Origin of the sequence: Salinisphaera orenii subsp. halophila YIM 95161, from assembly GCF_003732545.1 — a bacterium.
In the GTDB taxonomy this organism is placed as follows: domain Bacteria; phylum Pseudomonadota; class Gammaproteobacteria; order Nevskiales; family Salinisphaeraceae; genus Salinisphaera; species Salinisphaera orenii_A.
This window is the reverse complement of record NZ_AYKF01000082.1, coordinates 1-21,076: the sequence shown is the minus strand read 5'-3', so window position 1 is coordinate 21,076 and position 21,076 is coordinate 1. Positions and strand designations below refer to the sequence as shown.

Below are 21,076 nucleotides of genomic sequence, written 5' to 3'. Positions count from 1 at the left end.
GCGCCCCGGGTTGCCGCGGCTTCGCCCGTCGTTTGGCGGTGCGGGCTTGAACCACGGCGGGTCGACCGTGATCCATCGATTCCGGCTGGGTGGGGTCCGCGTGGTGGGCCCACTGGCCGCGGCCGAGCGAACTGACTCTTGAAAGGAATGGCATGAGCGAAAGGCGTCCGACGGTCGCGGTGGTCATGGCGACCTACAATCGCGCCCACTTCATCGGTGCGGCACTGGACAGTCTGCTGGGCCAGACCCGGGTGCCGGACGAGATCCACGTCATCGACGACGGCTCGACCGACGATACGGCGGCGACCGTCGCCGCCTACGGTGATCGCGTCAATCTGATCCGGCAGCCGAACCGGGGTCGGCCCGCCGCGTTCAATCGCGTCATCCCGGATATTCAGACCGATTACATCTGGCTGTTCGACGATGACGACCTCGCGCTGCCCGACGCGCTGGCACGGCATCTGGATTTCCTCGGCAGGAATCCGAAGTACGACTTCAGCTACAGCCCGCACTATTTCTTCGAGCACACGCTCACGACCGACGGCGCGCAGGCCAATCCCCTGCTGGAATGGCCGGCCGACCCGCCCGAGTCCTTCCTGCTCTGGCTGATGGAGTCGCATTTCGTGCCCGCCCAGCTGCAGGGCATGCTGATCCCGACCCGTTGTTTTCGACAGGTGGGTCCGTTCGACGAAACCCTGCTGCGATCCCAGGATCACGATTTTCTGCTGCGACTGGCACGCCACTGCCGGGCCGGGCGCATCGATGCGCCGACCTGGGCGTTTCGCCAGCACCGCGGACAGCGGGGCGCCGGCGATGCGGCCCACGACGAAGCCAGCCGATACCACGTCTGGCGGCAGTATCAGCAAACGATCTATCGGCGCGTCCGGGCCGCGCTCGATCTCGCCGAGTACCTGCCGCCGTCGCAGCGCGCTGACGTGGGCGGTCCGGCCGAGGCGTCGCCGCCGCCGGGCGACCGACGGCTCGCCCTGCTGCGGCGCGGCGCGATCATGTCGATTCACGGTCTGCCCGAGGCAGCGGTCGAGGATTTCCGGCTCTACGGTGCGGTCCATGACCCGTCCGGCGCGCGTATTGCCGAGGAAGAGCGGACGCATATCTCCAGACTCGGCAACGTGGATAACCGCGAGACCCGACCGCCGCTGGCGTATTTCCGGACTCTCGGCCGTCTGGCCCATGCGCGCCGGGGCGCGTTGTCGGCGCTGCTGCGCGGGGCCTACTGGAGCGTGCGTCGGGAATGGCGGGCCGGCCGTTACGGGGATGTCGTGGTTCTCGCGCCGACGCTGATGAGCCTGTGTCTCGGCTACGGCCTCGGCTGGCTCTGCCGGCCCTCGATTTCGCACGGCTGAGCGCGGCGAGTCGCGGCGTGTTCCGGTGGTGGATATTGCTGCGAATCCGATGCCCGAGGGTGGCGAGGGGTGCACTGCGGCCGGGGCCCGGTCGCGCCGGCCCTGTTTTCGCCCACGCAATGATTCCGTCCGGCGTCTCCGGCGGTGCTGGTTCGCGCCGCGATTCAGTCGTCCGTGCCGGAGGCGGCGTCCCCGGCCGCACGGCGACTGAGCACCGCGCGTACCCGGATCTCGATCTCGCGCGATACCCACTCGCCCTCCGGATCGGAGGCCATGCCCAGATCGGCCTCGGCCCGGTCCAGCGCGAGTCGGCCGGTGACGGTCGCGGTGTTGTCGTCCAGGCTCAGTGTGAGGGGCGGGATGTCGATGGCGTTGCCCTTGATCGTCAGCACGCCGTCGACCGCGTAACGATCGGCCTCGATCGGTCGGATCGCGCGGCTCTCGAAGGTGGCGGCCGGGTGATTGGCGACGTCGAACCATTCCTTCTCGTGCAGGGTGCGATCGTGCATGGCCACGCCGTCGGTCGCCGAGGCGGTCTCGATGGTGGCGTTGATCGACGACTCCGACACCGCGTCATTGTCGATGCGGACATCGACGCGCCAACGTTCGAAGCGGCCGTTGAAGGCACTGCCGCCCTGCTCGCCGGCGAACCGGATCGCGCTTGCCGATCGCAGGAGCCGCCATTCGCCGGGGGCACCGCCGCTGTCGACGGTATCCGAACCCTCGCTGGTGTCGCTGCCGTGCGGCGCGTCGGCCTGACGCGTCGTATCCGGGCGCAGCAGCGCCGCGCCGACGCCGACCACCAGAATCAGGCCGATGCCGGAGGCGAGCGCGACGCGCCGGCCGGGCCGCGGCAGCATGTGGGTGAGCACGGCATCGCGGTCGATCCACTGATGCTTGAGCGCGGCGCCGACGTGCAGTGCGGCCAGCGCCGCCGTGCTCCAGGCCAGCCACGTGTGCAGATCGACGGTGGTCGCGGCCCAGGTCTCGCGAAACGCGCGCGTTTGTTCGTCGAGCCCGAACAGATGCGGGACCTCGAACAGCCCGAACCAGAGCGTGGGCACCTGCAGGGGCGTGTCGCCGCGCCACTGCGCGGAGACATACAGCCAGCCGGTTAGCGGCAGCGCGATCATCAGCACATAGAACAGTGCGTGCGTGGCCCGCGCGGCCGCGCGTTCCCAGAGCGGCATGGCCGCGGGCAGCGCCGGTGGCGGATGCCCCAGCCGCCACGCGAGCCGGAGCAGGCTGAGAATCAGCACCGTCAGCCCGATGGATTTATGCAGCTGGAACGCGTCCACCGCCAGGGCGCGGGTCGCGGAGGCCTCCACGGCCCGGCGCATCCACCAGCCGAGCGCGATGTTGCCGAGGATCGCGGCCGCGATCAGCCAGTGCAGGACGATGGCGACGGCGGTATAGCGTTCGGCCGGTTGCATGCTCATGCGTTACTGTCGGCGGACGGGCCCGATCCGCGCAACCTATACCGCGTTTGCGCTTGCGGCGATCGGCGCGGCTGCCCGGCCGGTCGCGATGATCGCCGCTGTCGACGGGGCTCGCCGTCGCGCGCCGTGGCCATCGGCCGCAGCCGGCGCTCGCATCGCGGGATCCGGCCCCCGGTGTGGATGGGCCGTGACGGGCCGGTCACAAACGCTTCGGGAGACGACGATGAAAAAGCTCAAGAACGAGAAAGCGCTGACCAAGAAGGCGCTGGCACTGGGCATGGACTACGGCGAGCGCCGCGGTGCGGTCGAGTTCGAGGCCACCGATTCCGCGGCCGACCGGCTCGAATACATCTATCGGCTGCTGGTGCACGACGGCATCATCCAGCCGCTGCCGGAGAATCAGGTCTCGCAGAAATCAATCCAGCACAAGCTGGCGATCTGGGCCTCCAAACAGCCGGACCCGGCAGGCTGACGCGGCATCTCGGTCGCGGTCGGCTCCGCGCCTGCCTTCGAGCGCGCGACGCGGCGGCTTCAGCCCGTCAGGGCGGCCAGGGCGCCGAGCACGAGCCAGGTCGTGTAGCCCACGAAGATCGCCAGCAGCACGCCGCCCTCCAGGCGGCTGAGACGCGCACGCGGCGCGCGCCAGCGCATCGCGAAGAGCAGCAGCAGGACCGTCATCGCCATCATCACCGGCCAGTCCCGTTGCACGACGATCGGCTCGATGTCGATCGGCGCGATCAGCCCGGCGACACCGACCACGCCCAGCGTGTTGAACAGATTGGAACCGAGCACGTTGCCCAGCACGAGGTCGTGGGCGTTGCGGCGCAGCGCGCTGATGGAGGAGGCCAGCTCGGGCAGCGACGCGCCCACCGCCACGATGGTGAGCCCCATGACGAGATCGCTCACACCGAGCGTGGTCGCGATGGTCACCGCGCCCCAGACCAGCAGGCGCGAACTCGCCACGAGCAGGATCAGGCCCACGATCAGCCACGCCACCGCGCCCCGCAGGCCGAGCGTCGGCGGCTCGGTTTCGACGGCGGCCGCGGCGGGTCCGCTCGTGCTCTCGATCGGCCGCCGCGCCTGGCGGACGCACAGGCCGAGATAGCCGATCAGCGGCACCAGCAGGAGAGCGGCGTCGAGCCGCCCGATGGTGCCGTCGAGCAGCAACAGCAGCGAGCCCAACGTGACCGCGGCCAGCAGGGCGAGCTCGCGGCGAACGACACCGCTGGCCACGATCATCGGCGACAGCAGGAGCGTGAGGCCCAGGATCAGCCCGATGTTGGCGATGTTCGAGCCGTAGGCGTTGCCGATCGCCAGCCCCGGTTGGCCCGACCAGGCGGCCAGTCCCGAAACCACGAATTCCGGCGCCGAGGTCCCGATGCCGACGATCACCGTGCCGATGATCAGCCCGGGCAGTCGGAAGTGGTGCGCGGTGGCCACCGCGCCGTCGACGAAGCGCTCGGCACTCCAGATGAGCAACGCCAGGCCGACGATCAGGGCGAGCCCGGCCATCAGCATGACGGGAACCGGTGGGGGCGACGATTCATGGGTTCAGTCCCGGATGACGTTCGGTGTCGGCACTCTAGCAGCCGCCGCCCGAACCATCATCGACTCCGCCGGCGGCCCTCGTGCGCGGTGGTCACCGCGGGCGGATCAGCAGATTCTGGTGGGCGACCCCGATCCGGCCGTGGCTGTCGTAAAGCGTCGAACTGCTCAGGCCGACGCCGTCGGCGCCGGCGATGGTTTCGCTGTCGAGGCCGATCCATTCCCCCTCCGGAGCCCGGTGAAGGTAGACGGTGAGATCGGTGTTGGCGAAGAGGAAATCGTCGGCCGGGAGCACCCAGCTGATGCCGTTGCCGAAGTCGGCGGCGGCGACTGCGCGCATGGTCGCCGTGTTCGCAACCCCGGCGAGCAGCGGCACGCGCAGGCGAAACCAGGCCGCGGCCGGTCCGGGCGTTCGCGTGCTGCCGCGTGCGACCCGGATCTCCATGGCTTCGTGGTGAAAGGATTCGCCCGCCGGCATGCCCGGTGTCTCGAAGCCGGCACGGCATTGCGCGGGCGCCGGCGTGAGGCGGCGATCGGGCGTGGCCGGCACCTCGACCGCGGTGCGCCGGATCATGAGGGCGACCGCGCGGCCGATGACGAAGCCCGCGTGCTCGATCTCCAGGCGCAGGCGTCGGGCCGTGCGTGCCCGCCCGCTGTCGATGCGCACCGTCAGCGGCGCGATCGGCACCGGCCGCGTGAGCTCGAAGGTCAGCCGGGCGAGGGCGAACGCCGGACCTGTTGCCTCCTCGGCCAGATGGGCGAGGAGGGCGGCCGGCGCTCCGCCGTGCTGGGCGCGCTCATCCCAGGGGCCGCGTGCCAGGCCGCTGGGTTGGAATAGGGCGCCGTTGCGCTCGTAGACGGCGGTCGGGCCGGGCGATGTCATGAGGGCTGGCGTCGGCGAATGGGCAGGGACAGGCTGTCACGGTTTTCGGCCGCACACGAGGCACGGCGTCAGCCCTGGGCCTGTCAACACTTCCTGCGAACGCCGCGTCGGAGACCGCACATCGTGTTCTGCAACGCGTGAGTCGCGGGTCGTGGCGCGCCACGATCAAGACTGGCAACGCCGCAGAGTGCCCATGTTTCATGCGCGGAACCCGTCGGGCCAAGCGCCTCACGAAACGACCAGGGTGCGGCAATCCAGCGTTGTCGCGCGCTGGCGCAGAATGATTGCGCGGCACGCGCTACGCCGCGACTTGCCGCCCATGGTCGATTTTCAGGAAGCGCTTGGCGCGGGCTCGCATGAGAAGTGTTGGCAGCCCTAGCCGACGCCCGTGGCCCCGGCGGCGGAGAAGATCGTCGGCGAGCTCGGCAGCATATCGCCGAGCGCGGCGGGGGCCCAGTGGGGCAGCGACAGGGCCAGCAGCGCCAGAATCAGGGCGGCGGCCAGGCTGGCCCGGCTGGCGGTATAGCAGGAGAGCGCCTCGGCCACCGGGCCGCTGCAGGTGTGTCGGCGCGCCGTGCGACGACTGCTGCGGTGTTCCAGGGCTGTGGCGCACAGCTCGATCGCGGCGATGCTCAGGAAGAACACCGCGGCGGTGATCGGCCAGTGCGCTCCCAGCCCGGCGAGCAGCCGTCGTCCGGCTTCCGGCCACGGCCCGCCGAACCACGGTGGCAGCGTCGCGGCCTGGGCCGGTGCGGTAAGCACGAGGCCGGCGACCAGCATGCCCCCGAGCAGGAGTACGCCGCTGAACAGGCCGGTCGCCAGGCGCTGGCCGTGGCGTCGACGCTGTCGCCGAATCAAGGCGGCGAGGCGGGTGCGCAGGCCGTCGACGCGTGCCGGCGCGGCATGCGCTTCGGGCCACGGCGTCAGTCCGTCGCGCGCGAGGCGCGCCCCGGTGATGCCCCGGCCCGTGGCGCTGGCGTTGACGTCCGCCAGAATTCGCCGCGGATGCACGAATCGGCGCCGGCGTTCCATCCGGTCGAGCATCGTCTCGATGCGTTCGATCTCGACGCGTGCGGTCGCCGTGGCGATCTCGTCCACGAGTTCGGCGCCGGTCAGAAGGGCATCGTCGGCCTCGTTGCTCACGAGACGCATGCGCCGGTCATCGAAAGTGACGTCGATGATGTGGATGTGCTCCGGGCGGTACGTCGACTCCAGTCGCCAGCGCCCCGGTTGCAGCAGCTCGATCGCAGTGAACACGAAGCGGTCGCCGTCGCTCAGTTCGCGCTCCACGGCGGGACCGACGAGAGTCTCGTGATCGCCGCAGTAGATGTCCTGCGTGCGTTCGGCGCAGGCCAGCACGGCCTGCAGGCGGGCGCCGCGGCTGTAACGGCCGGTGCCACGGCAGACCGTGCAGCGGTCGGCGCCGGGGTCGGCCGTGTCCGGATCGCTCGTGGTGCCGGCGCAGTCCGGACAGGCGACCGTGCTCATCACCGTGTGGCCGATGCGGGCGGTGAGGGCGGCCCAGGGCAGATGGCCGTGCTCTGCGATGGTGGCGCGATGGTCGGTCAGTGCCGCGTCCAGCGCCATGCCGACGCGGCGTCGATGGATCTCGATGCGGGCCGGCAACTGCGCCTCGGGCACGATCTCCAGCCGGGGGAGCGCGGGATCGGGATCGCCCGCACAGCACAGCGCTTCGCGGGTGACCCGGACCACGCCGATATCGTGTCGATGCACGGCCACGGGCACGGGCTCGACCGAGTGGATCGTCAGACCGGCACGCAGCATCGGGTCCACGCCGCGGGCGCGCAGTCGGGAGACGAATGCGTTGTGCGCGACATCGGTCATCGTCGTCATCCTGTCGGGCGGCCGGTTCCGCGCGGCGCGCCGCCGTCGCAGTAGTGGCCGGGCGATCCGGTGCCGGGTCGGCGCGCGTTTCGTCGGGGGCTATTGCGGTTGTGCACCCTTGATCGCCGTCGCTCCGTCGCTCCGTCGCCCGGCGTCGTTTCGCTACGGTGCCGTCGGTCTTCCGGAAAGCGGATCGCGAATCCGTGTTCGGGCATTCCCAGCAAGAAGCGGGCCGATGCGACAAAGGCGCGTATTCGCGGCGTGGGTGGGGCTGAGAGGTGACAGGGGTGTCATGTTTATCGACACCGGAACGGCCCGGGTCGATCGCGAGATCATGGTGAAACCGACGCTCAGCCCTCGGCGTTGATCGGTGGGCGCCCCGTCCGGGTGTCGTTCGGGCCGACACCACGCGGATGCGGGCGACCGCCATGGGCGAGTGAATGTCCGGAACGCGTCGGGGAGCGCCGTGCCGGACGGGCGTGCTCGTATCGGCGTGGTCGATGGCGCGCGCGGCCGGCTTTCGCCGGCCGCCCGTCGCGGCAGGGGACGCCCTTCAGGCGTGGGGCCGTATTGGCCGCAGCCCGCCGCTCGTCGCCGATGTGCAGTCGTATGCTGGCCGCCCGGCGCGTGATTAGGCGCTCGACCGGCTGTGCGACCGGCCGAGCCGCCTCGCGCGTGGGCGGCTGTCATGGCGGCAGGAGCGGACCGTAGCTGCTACCGGCCGCGCGTCGGGGCAGCGTCCGGCGATGTGGTCAAGCCCCGGCATTCGTGCCGAGGGGAGCCGAGGGTCGCGGCCCCCCGTTGTTCCGCCGGCCTGTCCGTTACGGCGCCCCTGTCACGCGTGTCGAGACGTCGGCCGATTCCGGCGCGGCTCGCCGATCGGTCGCGGCATCCGCCGCCGCGGCATGCAGACGCTAGTCGCTCGAATCGATGCCGCTGTCGTCGATTCGCTCCCGCGAACCGTCGGGGTAGACGAGATACGTCTCGCCGCCGGAGGCAGCGGGGCCGACCGTGCCCTTGCCTTCGCGATCGGCGGTCATGCCGGCTTCGAACTGATTGAAGTTGATGCCCTCGGCCGGCGCGTTGGTCGACGGGTTTTCGATGTTCTCCCGAGTGTCCAGCGAGTCGTAGATCTCGGCCACGCGCGGATTGGCCTCGGCCTCGGCGCGGGTCAGCGTGCCGTCGTCGTCGCTGTCCAGCCGCTCGAACAGCGTCTGCAGCGAGATGGTGTCGCCGGCGGCGTCCGCCTCCGTTTCGGCGGCCTGGGCGGCCACGGCGGCGCCGGTCGCGAGCGCGCCGGCGGCGATGAGCGGTGCGAGTCGATGCATGGCAATCTCCCTGGGCGTTGTGGCGTGGCGTTGGCGCCGCGGTTCGGATGGGGCGCCGACGCCTCGACAACATCGCCGATTCGGCGTTTCGGTGCAATGCAGGCCGGCCACAGGTACTTCGATGTGGCCGGCGTGCGGGTTCGACGGCACGACGTGGCCGTGCGCCCCACGGCCGAAGCTGCGGCCCCGCGGAGGCCGCGGGCCGCATTGCTCACTCGGAGCGCATGCTATGTTGCGGACAGAGTCCGATTCACCGAGCCGCCATGAAGACGCCCCTGCTGTCAGTGCACGCCCCGATTTTTCTTGTCTGCGCCTTGGCGATGTCGGCCGCGGCCGCCGCGCCGGCGCTCGACACGCGGGCCGGCCCGGTCCAGCTGCATCCGGTCGAGCATGCGAGCTTCGTCATGGAGTGGAACGATCGCACGATCTACGTCGATCCGGTCGGGCCGGTCTCGGCCTACGCCGAGCACGGCGCCGCGGACGTGCTGTTGCTCACCCATCCGCACGGCGATCATCTGGACACCGAGACGCTGGCCGGACTCGATCTGGATGGGGCGACCGTCATCATGCCGCAGTCGGTGGCCGACGAGATCGACGGCGACTTCGGTGCCGACCAGCGGATCATGGCCAACGGCGATACGCTCTCCGTGGCCGGCATGGAGGTCCGGGCGATGCCGACCTACAACCTGCCGCCCTCGGAGGACGCCTATCATCCGAAGGGCTGGGGCAACGGCTACGTGCTGACGCTCGCCGACAAGCGCGTCTACATTTCCGGCGACACCGAGGGCATCCCGGCGATGCGCGCCCTCGAGGATATCGATCTCGCCTTCGTCTGCATGAATCTGCCCTACACCATGGATGTGGACCAGGCGGCCGATGCGGTGGCCGATTTCGAGCCGGCCATCGTCTATCCGTATCACTACCGCGGTCAGGACGTGGCCGACTTCAAGCGCCAGGTCAACGAGCGGACCGACGCCGTCGAGGTGCGCCTCGGCGACTGGTATCCGGAATAGGGGCAGCGCCGGGCCGTTCGGGCCGCTCGTAGAGGCGCGGCCCGGCCGCGTCCATCCCGGCGCGCTCGCCCGCGGGGCGGCGGATGGCCGCCCCGCGGGCAACGACGGCGAGGCTACTTGCGGCGGAAATCGACCTGTTCGATCCGCGTCTGCACGCTCTGGCCGCACTCCCAGCAGTTGGCGTGCGGGTCCACGTTCGGGGTGGGGATATCGGCACGGTGCGCCCGGCATTCGGGCGTCGAAACGCCCAGACGCTGATCGCGGGCCTCGACCCGGTCGGGATCCACCTGGCCGTCCTCTGTGAAGGCCATCATCAGCTGCGGTACGCCGTAGGGAAAATCGTCGCGATCGATCTGCCAGGTGTGGAAGGTCTTGCCGTAGGTCGTGATCAGGTCCTCGAAATAGGCGTGTTCGGCCATTTTGGGGATCCCGGGTGCGACCAGCTGCCCGGATTTGATCTCGTAGTGATGGCTGTGCCAGAGCCGCTTCTCCTCGGCCGGCAGGCGCTGGTAGCGCTCGGCGCTGATGATGTATTCGATGCCGATCAGACGCGCGTCCGCGCGATTGGAGTCGAATATCACGCACTGGTGCAGGTCCGGCTCGAGGTGGATGCAGAAATGCGTGGCCTCGACCTGCCGGCCCATGTCGTCGGCGTACATGTGGAAGCCGTTGAGATAGGTGTTCATCGACTCCAGCGGGATCTTGCGCTGCAGTGCGCCGGAAGCGCTGTCGAGCAGGCGGTGCTTGAGCGGATGCCCGCGCCCGGGCACACCGTTGCCGCTGGCGCGGCGGCCGAGCATCAGGCCGGCCGCGGCGGCCACGCCGGTGGCCAGGCCGAGACCGAGGGCGGCCAGGCCCGAGTCGGGCTGGGACCGGCGGGCGATCGGTTTGCTGCGTCGTGACATGGGACCTCCATTGGCGTCGGAACGCGCGTGCGACGGGAACGCCGCATCAAGTCGCAGTGTGGGTCGCCCGCGCGGGGCTGTCTCTCAGGAAAACTCCCGAGACCGGCTCAGCACATCACGTCGCAGCAGAACACGCGGTGGGGCGTGTCCGGGCTGCAGACCGAGAGCGTGACGCAGAGTGCGGTGCCCGTGCTCGAGCGGTAGGGCCGCGAGATTTGCACGCGACGCGGCTCGTTGACGGCGCTGCGGAAATAGCCGCGGCGGAATTAGGTGCCGCCGCTGGTATCGGCCACGGGGTCGAAACGCCGGGCGCGCGCGTCCCGGTCCTCGACGCCGCGGTAGTGCCCGATCTCCTCGCCCCATTCGTTGAGCAGATAAACGCGTGCCGTACGCGGCAGCGCCAGCAGCGAAGCGACGGCGTCGTCGAAACCGGTGCCCTGCTCGATGGCTTCGGCGACGGCCCGAAAGACGTCCAGATGGGGCGCCAGCGACTGACGGCTCGCCTGCTGCTCCTGGCTGGCGGTCTCGGCGAAGTTTTGGGTCAGCGCGGCCAGTGCCGCCGTTGTCTCGGCCGTTTCCTCGGCGTTGATTGCGCCGGTGGGATAACCGAAGTGAAAGCCCTGGACGAAATCGATATCGGCGTCGAGGGCGATCAGGCCCTGATCGTGGGTTTCGACCCCTTCGGCCAGCACGAAGCTGCCGGCCTCGTGCATGAGCGCGACCAGGTTCGGCAGTATGCGTCGCAGCCGGTCGCTGTGGTGGGCCTCGGCCTGGGCCATCAGGGAACCGTCGAGCTTGATGATGTCCGGGGCCAGCCGCCACACCCGATCGAAATTGGAGTGTCCGGTGCCGAAATCGTCGAGCGCGACCAGCGCGCCGAGAGAGCGGAAATAATCCACGGCTTCCAGGAGCAGGCCCTCATCGCGGATGCGGCCTTCGAGAATCTCGATGACCAGTCGATGGGGGCTCAGCGAGGCCTGTTCGAGGATATCCGCGAGCAGGCCGTCGTCGAAGCCGCGGCTCGTGATGGTCCGTGCATCGACGTTGAGAAACAGCCAGCGTGCCGGCGGCGCGATCGCGGCGAAGTTGTGCACGTGCAGTCGCTGGCAGGCGGCATCGAGGGCCCGCAGCTCGCCGTGATCGGACGCCCAGCCGAACAGCCCGGCCGGGCTGACCGGGATTTTTGCGCCCAGCTGTGGCCGCACGAGGGCTTCGAAGCCCACCGCGCGGCGATGGCTGAGACTGAAGATCGTCTGGAAGACACTGTGCAGGCGATAGGCGCCGAAGGTCGCCGTATGCGGTGCGACACGCTGCCGGCTGACATCGGACGAACTCATCGGCCGACCATGGTGCCGTCTGCCCGCATCCTGCGTAGGGGCGCACGGCGTCCCGCCGTCGGCACCGGCGGACGCTGTCCGGATGGGCGGATGCAGTCGTATGTCCCCATGGCGCGCCTCCACTGGCACACGGAACCCCGTGCAATCGCTATCGGCGGGGCAGGCCCGAACTGAAAGCCATATTCAGCTTCGACGCATGTCGATGCAAGCATTGCGATCCTTCGCAGCCAAGTCGTGCCGGGCGTTTGCGGCCACGTGGCGGCTGCGATGGCCGCTACGAACGCGGATACCGGGGCCTATGATCGATGCGGGCCGTGACGCCGGAGGACGGGACGACCGTGATCAATGGTGTCCGTTACCGCCCCCTCTCAGTAAGGCGGCCGGTCGCCTCGGCGTGCCGGGTGGCCGGCGCGACTCAGGCCGATTCGAGTGTCCACGCGGGCAGCAGGCCGCGGCGCCGGCTCCGGCGCCCGGCGACGAATCGCCGGGCAGGCCCGGAAGCGGTGACTCAGTCCTGGGTCCCGGCGTTGCTCTCGCGGCGTTCCTCGACGTCCGGCGGCATGAGATTGCTGTCCGTGCTGCCGAAGAACAGGAGCGACGAGCGGTCGAAGTGGGAGAACCCATAGACCGGGTCGCTGGCGTCCTGCAGCGCGCCGGTCTCGGCGTCGTAGAAGGTCAGCCGGAACTTGGCCACGCCGGTGCGTTCCTTGCTCTTCCAGAGTGAGATTTCGGGCGTCTTGAACGGCCCGGCCAGCGGGATGGGTACCGAAGCGCTCGGAACGCCGAGCAGTCGTTCGCGGCGATCGATCGACAGCGCGCCGCTGCTGACCTCGGCAATGGTGTCGGCCTCGTCGGCGCTGGCTGCGAGGTTGTATCCCTGCTTGAGAATCGCCGCCCGGATCGCGCCGATGGCATAGCTGGACTGGTAGTCGTCCGACGAGCCGAAGTGGTCGGTGTTGACGAACACGGACGTGCCCGCCGGCAGATTGGGCGAAATGCGCTGGCTGGCCTCGTCGGCCGCGGTGGACAACAGCATCTGGTGGCGTGCCGTCTGATCGGGTTCGGTCTCCCGGAGGGTCGTGCAGCCGCCGAGGAGGACGGCAATGGCCAGGAGAAGCAGCGGATAGCGGATCATGGGCGTTTCTCGTGCGTGATTCGATGCCACACTAGCAAATGCGGGCGGCAGGGCGTGGACGGCGGTGGCAGGAATCGCCCATCGCGCCGGACCGACCGTCGGTTCGGCGCTCTCGCAGCGCGCGGGTGCTACGGATTGCCGATTCGCCGGGCGGCAGGCATCGTGCCGCGCATCCTTTCCTCCGGCCCGCCGTGTCCGCCCATGAATCAATCCAGCTGGCTTGCCGGCGACCTTGGATCGCTGATCGGCGTGGTCGTGTCGGGCCTGGTCATTTACGCCGCGCTGATGCTGTTCACCCGGTTGGTGGGCCTGCGCAGCTTTTCCAAGATGTCGGGGTTCGACTTCGCCATCACGGTCGCGCTCGGTTCGGTGATCGCATCGACGCTGCTCAATGACAAGCCACCGCTGGTCACCGGCATCGTGGGCCTGGCGGTGCTGTACGGCATTCAGTACAAGATCGCGCGGCTGCGGCGCTCCTGGCCGGCTTTCGCCCGGCTGATCGACAACGAGCCGCTCCTGCTCATGGCCGGCGAGCGCATCCTCGACGATCATCTCACCATGGCCCGGGTCACCCGGGACGACCTGCGCGCCAAGCTTCGGCTGGCCGGGGTCACCCATCCGAGCCAGGTGCTGGCGGTGGTCATGGAGACGACCGGCGACGTGGCGGTCATCGAACGGCGCGAATCGGTGGACCCGGACCTGTTCTCGGGCGTGCGCGGGCGTGAACTGCTGGCCGGCGTGCTCGCCGAACAGCCGACGTTCGACGCCCGTCGACAGACGTCGCGCAGCGCTTGATTCCGGACGCGCCGACGCCATTTAAGAGGTTGAGCGATGGGCTCGTTATCAGAGAGGGCATCTCGATGAATGCACTGCGCACGACCTTCCTGCTGGCCGGGTTGACCGTGCTTCTCGTGCTGGTCGGCAACGCGCTCGGCGGCACCGGCGGCATGGTCATCGCACTGGGCTTCGCCGTGGCGATGAACTTCGGCAGCTACTGGTTCTCCGACCGTCTGGTGCTGAAGATGCACGGTGCGCGCGAGGTGGGCGCCGACGAAGCGCCGGAGCTGCACGGCATCGTCCGAGAGCTATCGCAGCGCGCCGGTCTGCCGATGCCGAAGGTCTATCTGATGGAATCGGTCACGCCCAACGCGTTCGCCACCGGTCGCAATCCGACCCACGCCGCGGTCGCGGCCACCACGGGCCTGATGCGGCTGATGAACCGCGAGGAACTGCGCGGCGTGCTCGCGCACGAGCTGGCGCATGTGCGTCACCGGGATACGCTGATCAGCGCGATCGCCGCGACCTTCGCCGGCGCGATCGCCATGATCGCCAACATGGCGCAGTGGGCCATGCTGTTCGGCGGTTTTCGCGGCAACGACAATCAGGGCGGCGGAATGCTGGGCGGCCTGGCGATGATGATCCTGGCGCCGATCGCCGCGACGCTGATCCAGCTGGCTGTATCGCGTTCGCGTGAATATGCCGCCGATGCGGGGGGCGCCGAAATCGCGGGTAGCCCGCGGGGCCTGGCCAGCGCGCTGCGCAAGCTGGAACAGGCCAATCACGCCCAGCCGATGCAGTCGGCCGAGCGTAATCCGGCCAGCGCGCACCTGTTCATCGTCAACCCGCTGAGCGGTACGAGCGTGTCGAAGCTGTTCTCGACCCATCCGGCCACGGAGGAGCGGGTCCGTCGCCTGGAGTCGATGGCCCCGGGTACGCGGGCGCGGATGTAGCCGCTGCCGGCTGACGAAGCCGGCGGCTGTTTGGTCAGCATGTCGCGTTCAGCGCGGTGCGGCTCGGATTGCGAGGGCTGCCGATCGGAATGTGCGGGGCGACAGGGCGGTCGTGGCGGATGACTCATGGACCGCCCGTCGACGGAACAGACGCCCCGTAAAATTCGCTGGGCGCAGCAACCCGGCCTTGCCGCACGCGGGCGAGCGGGGCGCCGCCGCAACGCTTCGTCCGGGTGCGCAACAGTGTCGGCGCGGGCTCGGATGCAGTCGACGGTCTAATCCGGCCCCGCGCCGGTCGCGTTCCGGCGTTCTCGGCGCAGACGCTCACTCAGATCGTCGGCGTTGCGGTCCAGCCGGCGCGCCTCCGATGCGCTGTCGAGTCGCTCGCGGTTCTGCTCCAGTTGCCGGGACAGGTTGTCGCGCTGCCGGCTGCGCGAATCCAGGCCGCGATCGAGGCTGTCCGACCCCGCGCGCCCGGCGGGCGTGCGGTGGTCGTTCAACCCGGCGGCCAGCGCCGGCGCCGTCACGACGCCGGCGAGCGACAGGATCAGGATCAGGCTCGTGCGGCCTCGGTAGCGCATTGGGACCTCCCGCGATATCGGCGTCCGTCCGGGGGGCGGTTACGTCGGCGTGCGCCGGCGCGATGCGGCGCGGCCGCCGGCCGCCAGCAGCGAGCTGCCCGCTGACGGGCTTCAGCCGCCGCTGATGTAGTGCTCGAGCTGTTTGATGAGAAAGCGCTGTTCAGCGATCACGGCCTTGACGAGGTCGCCGATGGACAAGACTCCGATCAGCGTGTCGCCCTCCATGACCGGCAGATGGCGGAAACGCTTGTCGGTCATGAGGGCCATGCATTCCTCGAGGGTTTCCGAAGGCTCCGCGTAGGCGACGTGAGTGGTCATGACGTCGCGGACTGCGGTCTCGCGGGACCGCCGGTTCTCGAGGGTGATCTTGCGCGCGTAGTCGCGCTCGGACAGCAGGCCCACCAGCCGCCCGCCGTCGAGCACCAGGACGGCGCCGATGTTCTTGTCGGCCATGAGCTTGATGGCGTCGTAGACCGTGTCGTCCGGGGCCACCGACCACATGTCGGTGTCCTTCTCCCGCAGCAGATCCCTGACCCGTTTCATTCATCTCTCCAGCGCAGTTCGGTTGTCGGCTCGAGTCTAGAAGGTCCGCGCCCGACGGTATAGCGCGACCCGCCGGACGAGGGCCGTGCCGCGCGCGGATCGGCGGCGTCCGGGGCAGGGTCTCCGAGCGCACCCGGGGCCCGTCCGGGACCCGGGTGCGTCGGTCACACCGGTCTAGTCGGAAACGACGCTGAGTTCCACACGCCGGTTCTGGGCGCGCCCGGCGGCGGTCTCGTTGGTCGCCACCGGCTCGGATTCGCCGTGGCCTTCGGTCGCCGTGATGCGGCGCGTGTCGATGCCAGCACCCATCAGATACGTGCGCACCGATTCCACGCGGCGCTGCGACAGGTCGAGGTTGTAGGACTCGGAACCGACGCTGTCGGTGTGGCCGTCGATGCGGAACCGCACGTCGGGACTGGCCTCCAGCGCGTCGACGACGTTGTCGAGGCGGTTCTCGGCGGACATCGTCAGATTCGACGAATCGAACTCGAAGGTCACGCCCTTGAGCACGATCGGCGACTGCTGCTCGATCGGGCAGCCGCGGGCATCGACTTCCACCCCGCGCGGGGTGCCCGGGCATTCGTCGCGGCTGTCGGGCACCCCGTCGCCGTCCGAATCGCCGTCGGTCTGGGCGATCTGATCGCCGCACTCGGCCCGCATTTCCTTCTTGGGTGCGTTGGGCGTCTGCCAGCAGTTGCCGTCGGCATCCTTGTAGACGTTGCCGTCCGGGTCGACGACATAGGCGCCGCCGTCGTCGTCGGCATCCCCGGAGGACGGTGCGGCGGCACAGCCAGCGAGTGCGATCGCCGCCGTCGCCGCCAGGGCCAGGCGGCGCCAGTCGAAAATGGTTTTCATCGCTCGTTCTCCCTTTATCGATTGTTGTTCGTCGAGAGCGGCCGCCGTCGATCCATCCGCCGGCGTCCGATGTCCCCTCTCTTGTTTTTCGCGTCATTCTGCCCGCGGGCAGCAGTACGACCCAATACCATGTTTGCATCGCCGCGGCAATCGTGGCGGTCGGCGGGGCCGTGCTCCGGTCGGGATCAGTCGGGCGCGGCCGGCCCCGGACGGTGGCCGGCCCGCCATGCGATCGCCCAGATCGCCAGGCCGCCGAGCGCGAGCACGCAGCCGACGATGCCCGTCGAGCGCAGGCCGAAGCCGGCCGCCAGCGCCAGACCGGCCAGCCAGGGGCCGAGCGCGTTCGCGGTGTTGAAGGCCACGTGGTTGAGCGCGGCGGCGAGATTCTGGGCGTCGCCGGCGACATCCATCAGCCGGGTCTGCAGCACGGTGCCGAGCGCGCCGCCGATGCCGATGCAGAACACGTCGACACTCAGCAGCCAGACGTTGCCGGCGACCAACGGAAACGCCGCCAGCGCCATGGCGCTCCATACCAGCAGCCCGCCGGCCGTGGGCATCAGCGCGCGATCGGCCAGCCGGGGCAGCACGATATTGCCGAGCGTCATGCCGACGCCGAAGATCGCGAGAACGAGCGGCATCCAGCGCTGGCCGACACCGGTGACCGCGTCGAGCGTGGCGGTCAGATAGGTGTAGACAGAGAACATGCCGCCGAAGCCGATCGCACCGATCGCGAGCGTCAGCCAGACGGCCGGCCGCGCCAGCGCGCCCAGCTCGCGCAGGGGGCTGGCCTGGGCCGCGGCCCGGTCGCGTGGTGCGAACAGTAGAATCAGGGCCGCCGCGAGCAGCGCCAGACCGGCGATGACCCAGTAGCCGGGCCGCCAGCCGGCAAGCCCGCCCAGCCAGGTCGCCAGCGGCACGCCGACGATGGTCGCGGCGGTCAATCCGAGCATCACGTAGCCGACCGCCTGCGTCCGGCGCGCCGGCGGCACCACGGCTGCCGCCACGAGCGAGGCCAGACCGAAATACGCGCCGTGCGGCAGGCCGCTGAGAAAGCGGAAGCACACCAGCCAGCCGTAGCTCGGCGCCAGCGCGCTCAGCGCGTTGCCGGCCGCAAACAGCACCATCAGGATGAGCAGCAGCGGTTTGCGGGCCATGCGTGCGCCCAGCACGGTGATCACCGGCGCGCCGAAGACGACGCCGAGGGCGTAGGCGCTGATGATGTGACTCGCCGTGGATGGATCGATGTCCAGGCTGGACTGGATGAACGGCAGCAGGCTCATCGTCGCGAATTCGGTCGTCCCGATGGCGAAGCCGCCGGTCGCCAGGGCGATGAGCACGAAAAGCGGATTGGCGGGCGTCTGGGACATGGCGCAGGGCTCGGGCGGCGCGTCGGCGAATGGCGTGATCGATCCGGTGGCATCGAGGCGCGCTGCGTATCCCGACCGGGCGCCCAGTCTAGCCCGGCCATTGTTGCGTTGCGGTAAACGCGGTCGTGACGCCGCGGCATGCGCCGGCATCGCCGCCGGGGTGACGCGCGCGCCGCGGGCAGCGATGATGAGGGCACCACGACACACGGGGCTGGCCATGCGCTGCGCCGGAATCGCTCTACTCGCCGTACTCTGGGTGACCACCGGATCCGCGCTCGCCAGCCCGGCTGGTCTGGTCTGGCGGGTTGAAGGTGCCGAGAACCACGTGTATCTCGCCGGCTCGATGCACATGCTGCCGCCGCGGGCGTATCCGCTGCCGCCGCCCTACGAACGCGCCTATGAGGCGACCGAATGGCTCGTGCTGGAGGCCGATCAGGCGGCGCTGCAGCGGCCGCAGGCGCGCGACGCCCTGCTGGCGGCCGCCCGCTACGACGCGGGCGATCTGCGCTCGCACGTCGGCGAGGAGTTGTATCGGCGCACGCGGGCCGTGGCGCGCGATCAGGGGCTGTCGATGCGGCGGCTGGACGGCTATCGGCCCTGGTTCGTGGCCATGGCGATCGAGATGCAGTCCTACCGGGCGGCCGGCTTTCGCCCGGATCTCGGCCTCGACGGCCATTTCCACGAACGCGCGCTCGCCGACGCCCGCCCGGTCCAGCCGCTGCAGGCCATCGACGCGCACCTCGCCATCGTCACCGACATGCCGGCATCGCTGTCGCGCGACCAGCTCGCCATAACCCTCGACAGCGCCGACGAACTCGCACAGGCGCCGGCCGACATCTATGCCTACTGGCGCAACGGTGACGCGGCGGGGCTGGCGGCCTCCGTCGCCGAACAGGCCGACGCCTACCCGGCGCTCTACGACCGCCTGATCTACGATCGCAACGAGGCCTGGTTGCCGACCGTAGAGCGCCTGCTTGCACGATCCGGCAACGCGCTCGTGCTGGTGGGCGCGGTTCATCTCGTCGGCCCGCGTGGTCTGGTCGAGCGGCTGCGCGCGAGCGGGCACACGGTCACCCGCGTGGAGTGACGCCGATCTCGGCGGTGGCGCGGCGACATCTGCACGGCGAGCGGTGCCTGCACGCCAACCCCGCCCGACCGTCGATCATCGCCGCGCTCAAGGGCCAGTCTAAGGTTCCCGTCCACGCCGCGATCGGCCGCGCCGGGCGTGGCGGTCGGACCGGAGCCCGCCCGGGCGCGACCGTCCAAGTTCGTGCCGTTCGGTATCCGGCGATGCGAGGCCGGAATCGCGCCTTGGGCGAGCACACCCGCTGCGGCCTCGGCCGGATTGCACAGGGCAATGGCATGCACGGTTCGGATGGATTTGTGCCGCCGCCGGCCCTTGCGCATCGATGCGATCACGCCCTCAGGCGCTACGTCGACGAAACGTGGCGCAATAGCGACGAAGTCGGGTGTGCGCAGGTCCACCGGCCCTCTAGGAGCGGTTAATCCTTATATGAACATCGCGTTGGAGACCGCAAACCGTTGGTGTTGCGCCATGGTCAAGACTGGCGACGCCGCAGCGCGCGATTCGAGGCCCAAGCCTTAGGGACACGCGCTGCTGTGCGGCAATCCAGCCTCGACGCAGCGTGACTGCGCGGCGTGCACGACGCCTCGTCTTGCCGCCCATAGTCGATTTTCAGGATGCGCCTGGCTCGGGCTCCAACGACGTGTTGACAGGCCCAGAACAGGTACCGATCGCCTGGTCTGCCGGACAGGTAACGCGCGAGATGAACTACATCGCTGTCAGCTGTCGTCACGATCCAAATCCGAAGCTGCTTATTTTCTGCCCATAAGCCGTTCGGTCCGGCTATCGCCGGGTCGGATCGTGGGCGGAGAACACCCGCCGATAGGCGTAGATGTAGGCGCCAAAGAAACCGGCGGCGATGTAGAACGGGGCCGCGAGCATGCCGCCGCCGAACAGCAGACCCGCGAACAGGGGGCCGATCGCCCGCGGCAGCTGGATGGCCACGCTGCCGGTGCTGACGGCGGCGCCGCGCCGGTGCGGGCGCACGAGGCTCACGGTCAGCGCCTGCCGGGCCCCGGCGGTGCCACGGTTGAGCGCCGAACGCACGACGTGCAGTGCGGCGGCCATCCAGAAGCTCGGCACCAGCGGCAGCACGAGCAGGATCGCGAGCCCCAGACTGCGCATCCAGACCACAGCACGGACCACGCCGATGCGATCCACCAGCCGGCCGGCGAACAGCGACGAGACCGCGGTGACACCATAGGCGAGCGCCATGACCGGGCCGATGTCGGCCGGTCCGCGCCCGAAACGCACCGCGAACCAGTAGGTCATCAACGGCCCGACCAGGCCGATGGCGATGCCGTTGAGCGCGTTGACGCCGAACAGCCAGCGCATGAGCGCGTTCTCGCTTCGCCGGGTCGCGCGGTCAGCTTCTGCGTCCGCGGCCGGTCTCGCGGTTGTAGCTTGTGGCGCCGCTGCCGGTGCGTCACGCGCGAGCGCGATCAGGACCAGACAGACGAGCGAGCCGGCCAGCACCAGCGCGAACAGGGGTCGGTAGGCCAGCGCCCCCGGCAGCAGCTCGCCCAGCAGGGCCGGGCCGGCCCCGAGCAGCGCGCCGATGCCCATGCCCGAGAACCCGATGGCCATGTTCAGGCTGTACACGCGGCCGCGCTCGCGCCGGGGCAGGGCCTGCGACAGCCATGACAGCTCGATCGGCGCGAAGGGGCCGCTGCTGCCGTTGGCGCCGCGCCCGAAGCCGCCCACCACGGCGGCGATCGCGAGTGCGGCCGGCGCGGCCGTGCACAGGGCGATGACCGCCGCCGCGGCCTGTGCCGCCTCGTAGGCGAGCAGAAAGACGCGGCGGCCCAGACGGTCACTGGCCGGGCCCAGGGCGACGATCAGCGCGGTATCGATCAGCAGGCCGGCCGTGAACAGTGCCCCGATCGCCGGCGCCGACCAGCCGAGTGCGTCCAGATAGAGCGCGAAGGCGACGATCAGCGCACCCTGGCCGACGCTTCGCGCCGCGCGCGCAGCCAGCAGCAGACGGGTATCGCGGGGCAGGGTCGTCCAGCGGCGGCGCATGCGGTGTCGGTGGCCGGGCAAGGGCGAAAGCCTAGCCCGGATATTGCACCAAACAGAACGGCGAAGCCGGTATAATCTCTTTAGTAACAACCAATTACTT

At 69.6% G+C, this 21,076-nt stretch carries 20 protein-coding genes; 6 read left to right on the top strand and 14 right to left on the bottom strand.

The annotated features are described in order from the left end of the window. Positions 1 to 152 precede the first annotated feature (152 nt). Complete coding sequence (locus SAHL_RS09415; RefSeq protein WP_123591167.1) at positions 153 to 1,364, top strand: glycosyltransferase family 2 protein; 1,212 nt, start codon at positions 153 to 155, stop codon at positions 1,362 to 1,364. A 164-nt stretch (positions 1,365 to 1,528) separates the two neighbouring features. On the opposite strand, the gene SAHL_RS09410 is transcribed toward SAHL_RS09415, so the two are convergent. Further along, on the bottom strand, positions 1,529 to 2,803 hold the full coding sequence (locus SAHL_RS09410; protein ID WP_123591166.1) for a cytochrome b/b6 domain-containing protein: 1,275 nt from the start codon (positions 2,801 to 2,803) through the stop codon (positions 1,529 to 1,531). Between the two features lie 223 nt (positions 2,804 to 3,026). Here SAHL_RS09410 and SAHL_RS09405 point away from each other — a divergent pair, with 223 nt between their 5' ends. Beyond that, complete coding sequence (locus tag SAHL_RS09405) at positions 3,027 to 3,275, top strand: DUF5062 family protein (RefSeq protein WP_123591165.1); 249 nt, start codon at positions 3,027 to 3,029, stop codon at positions 3,273 to 3,275. A 59-nt stretch (positions 3,276 to 3,334) separates the two neighbouring features. Here SAHL_RS09405 and SAHL_RS09400 read toward each other — a convergent pair whose 3' ends face one another. From SAHL_RS09400 to SAHL_RS09385, 4 genes are all read right to left on the bottom strand, one after another. After that, positions 3,335 to 4,321 (bottom strand): calcium/sodium antiporter, encoded by a 987-nt coding sequence (locus SAHL_RS09400; RefSeq protein ID WP_123591164.1) that lies wholly within the window; start codon positions 4,319 to 4,321, stop codon positions 3,335 to 3,337. A gap of 121 nt (positions 4,322 to 4,442) precedes the next feature. After that, the gene (locus tag SAHL_RS09395; protein ID WP_123591163.1) at positions 4,443 to 5,231 is read right to left on the bottom strand and encodes a thioesterase family protein; all 789 of its coding nucleotides are present in this window, start codon (positions 5,229 to 5,231) and stop codon (positions 4,443 to 4,445) included. 375 nt (positions 5,232 to 5,606) lie between these two features. Beyond that, the gene (locus tag SAHL_RS09390) at positions 5,607 to 7,076 is read right to left on the bottom strand and encodes a hypothetical protein (protein ID WP_123591162.1); all 1,470 of its coding nucleotides are present in this window, start codon (positions 7,074 to 7,076) and stop codon (positions 5,607 to 5,609) included. A gap of 914 nt (positions 7,077 to 7,990) precedes the next feature. Beyond that, entirely contained in the window at positions 7,991 to 8,404 is a 414-nt protein-coding gene (locus SAHL_RS09385) for a hypothetical protein (protein WP_123591161.1), read from the bottom strand. A gap of 263 nt (positions 8,405 to 8,667) precedes the next feature. On the opposite strand from SAHL_RS09385, the gene SAHL_RS09380 reads away from it, so the two are divergent. Further along, positions 8,668 to 9,417 (top strand): MBL fold metallo-hydrolase, encoded by a 750-nt coding sequence (locus tag SAHL_RS09380; RefSeq protein ID WP_123591160.1) that lies wholly within the window; start codon positions 8,668 to 8,670, stop codon positions 9,415 to 9,417. A gap of 113 nt (positions 9,418 to 9,530) precedes the next feature. Here the strand turns inward: SAHL_RS09380 and SAHL_RS09375 are convergent, their stop codons facing one another. The 3 genes from SAHL_RS09375 to SAHL_RS09365 form a co-directional block, all read right to left on the bottom strand. Continuing rightward, on the bottom strand, positions 9,531 to 10,322 hold the full coding sequence (locus SAHL_RS09375; protein ID WP_123591159.1) for an OBAP family protein: 792 nt from the start codon (positions 10,320 to 10,322) through the stop codon (positions 9,531 to 9,533). Positions 10,323 to 10,588: 266 nt separating this feature from the next. Continuing rightward, positions 10,589 to 11,659: an EAL domain-containing protein gene (locus SAHL_RS09370; protein WP_123591158.1), complete on the bottom strand. Its 1,071-nt coding sequence runs from the start codon at positions 11,657 to 11,659 to the stop codon at positions 10,589 to 10,591. 508 nt (positions 11,660 to 12,167) lie between these two features. Beyond that, positions 12,168 to 12,794: a DUF6655 family protein gene (locus tag SAHL_RS09365; protein ID WP_123591157.1), complete on the bottom strand. Its 627-nt coding sequence runs from the start codon at positions 12,792 to 12,794 to the stop codon at positions 12,168 to 12,170. Between the two features lie 201 nt (positions 12,795 to 12,995). Between SAHL_RS09365 and SAHL_RS09360 the strand changes: the two genes are divergently transcribed. Continuing rightward, a complete protein-coding gene (locus SAHL_RS09360; protein ID WP_123591156.1) occupies positions 12,996 to 13,589 on the top strand; it encodes a DUF421 domain-containing protein in 594 nt (197 codons plus the stop codon). Between the two features lie 65 nt (positions 13,590 to 13,654). Continuing rightward, positions 13,655 to 14,524: a zinc metalloprotease HtpX gene (htpX, locus tag SAHL_RS09355; protein ID WP_123591155.1), complete on the top strand. Its 870-nt coding sequence runs from the start codon at positions 13,655 to 13,657 to the stop codon at positions 14,522 to 14,524. Between the two features lie 275 nt (positions 14,525 to 14,799). On the opposite strand, the gene SAHL_RS09350 is transcribed toward htpX, so the two are convergent. From SAHL_RS09350 to SAHL_RS09335, 4 genes are all read right to left on the bottom strand, one after another. Continuing rightward, positions 14,800 to 15,105: a hypothetical protein gene (locus tag SAHL_RS09350; protein ID WP_123591154.1), complete on the bottom strand. Its 306-nt coding sequence runs from the start codon at positions 15,103 to 15,105 to the stop codon at positions 14,800 to 14,802. A 111-nt stretch (positions 15,106 to 15,216) separates the two neighbouring features. Further along, on the bottom strand, positions 15,217 to 15,648 hold the full coding sequence (locus SAHL_RS09345; RefSeq protein WP_123591153.1) for a CBS domain-containing protein: 432 nt from the start codon (positions 15,646 to 15,648) through the stop codon (positions 15,217 to 15,219). 174 nt (positions 15,649 to 15,822) lie between these two features. Next, complete coding sequence (locus SAHL_RS09340) at positions 15,823 to 16,503, bottom strand: OmpA family protein (protein WP_123591152.1); 681 nt, start codon at positions 16,501 to 16,503, stop codon at positions 15,823 to 15,825. 185 nt (positions 16,504 to 16,688) lie between these two features. After that, complete coding sequence (locus SAHL_RS09335) at positions 16,689 to 17,870, bottom strand: MFS transporter (protein ID WP_123591151.1); 1,182 nt, start codon at positions 17,868 to 17,870, stop codon at positions 16,689 to 16,691. A 217-nt stretch (positions 17,871 to 18,087) separates the two neighbouring features. On the opposite strand from SAHL_RS09335, the gene SAHL_RS09330 reads away from it, so the two are divergent. Next, the gene (locus SAHL_RS09330; protein WP_184947578.1) at positions 18,088 to 18,957 is read left to right on the top strand and encodes a TraB/GumN family protein; all 870 of its coding nucleotides are present in this window, start codon (positions 18,088 to 18,090) and stop codon (positions 18,955 to 18,957) included. Here the strand turns inward: SAHL_RS09330 and SAHL_RS18520 are convergent. Both SAHL_RS18520 and SAHL_RS09320 read right to left on the bottom strand, forming a co-directional pair. Then, complete coding sequence (locus SAHL_RS18520) at positions 18,885 to 19,355, bottom strand: DUF4442 domain-containing protein (RefSeq protein ID WP_123591150.1); 471 nt, start codon at positions 19,353 to 19,355, stop codon at positions 18,885 to 18,887. The genes SAHL_RS09330 and SAHL_RS18520 overlap by 73 nt on opposite strands. A 382-nt stretch (positions 19,356 to 19,737) precedes the next feature. Next, positions 19,738 to 20,976: an MFS transporter gene (locus SAHL_RS09320; protein ID WP_123591149.1), complete on the bottom strand. Its 1,239-nt coding sequence runs from the start codon at positions 20,974 to 20,976 to the stop codon at positions 19,738 to 19,740. Positions 20,977 to 21,076 lie beyond the last annotated feature (100 nt).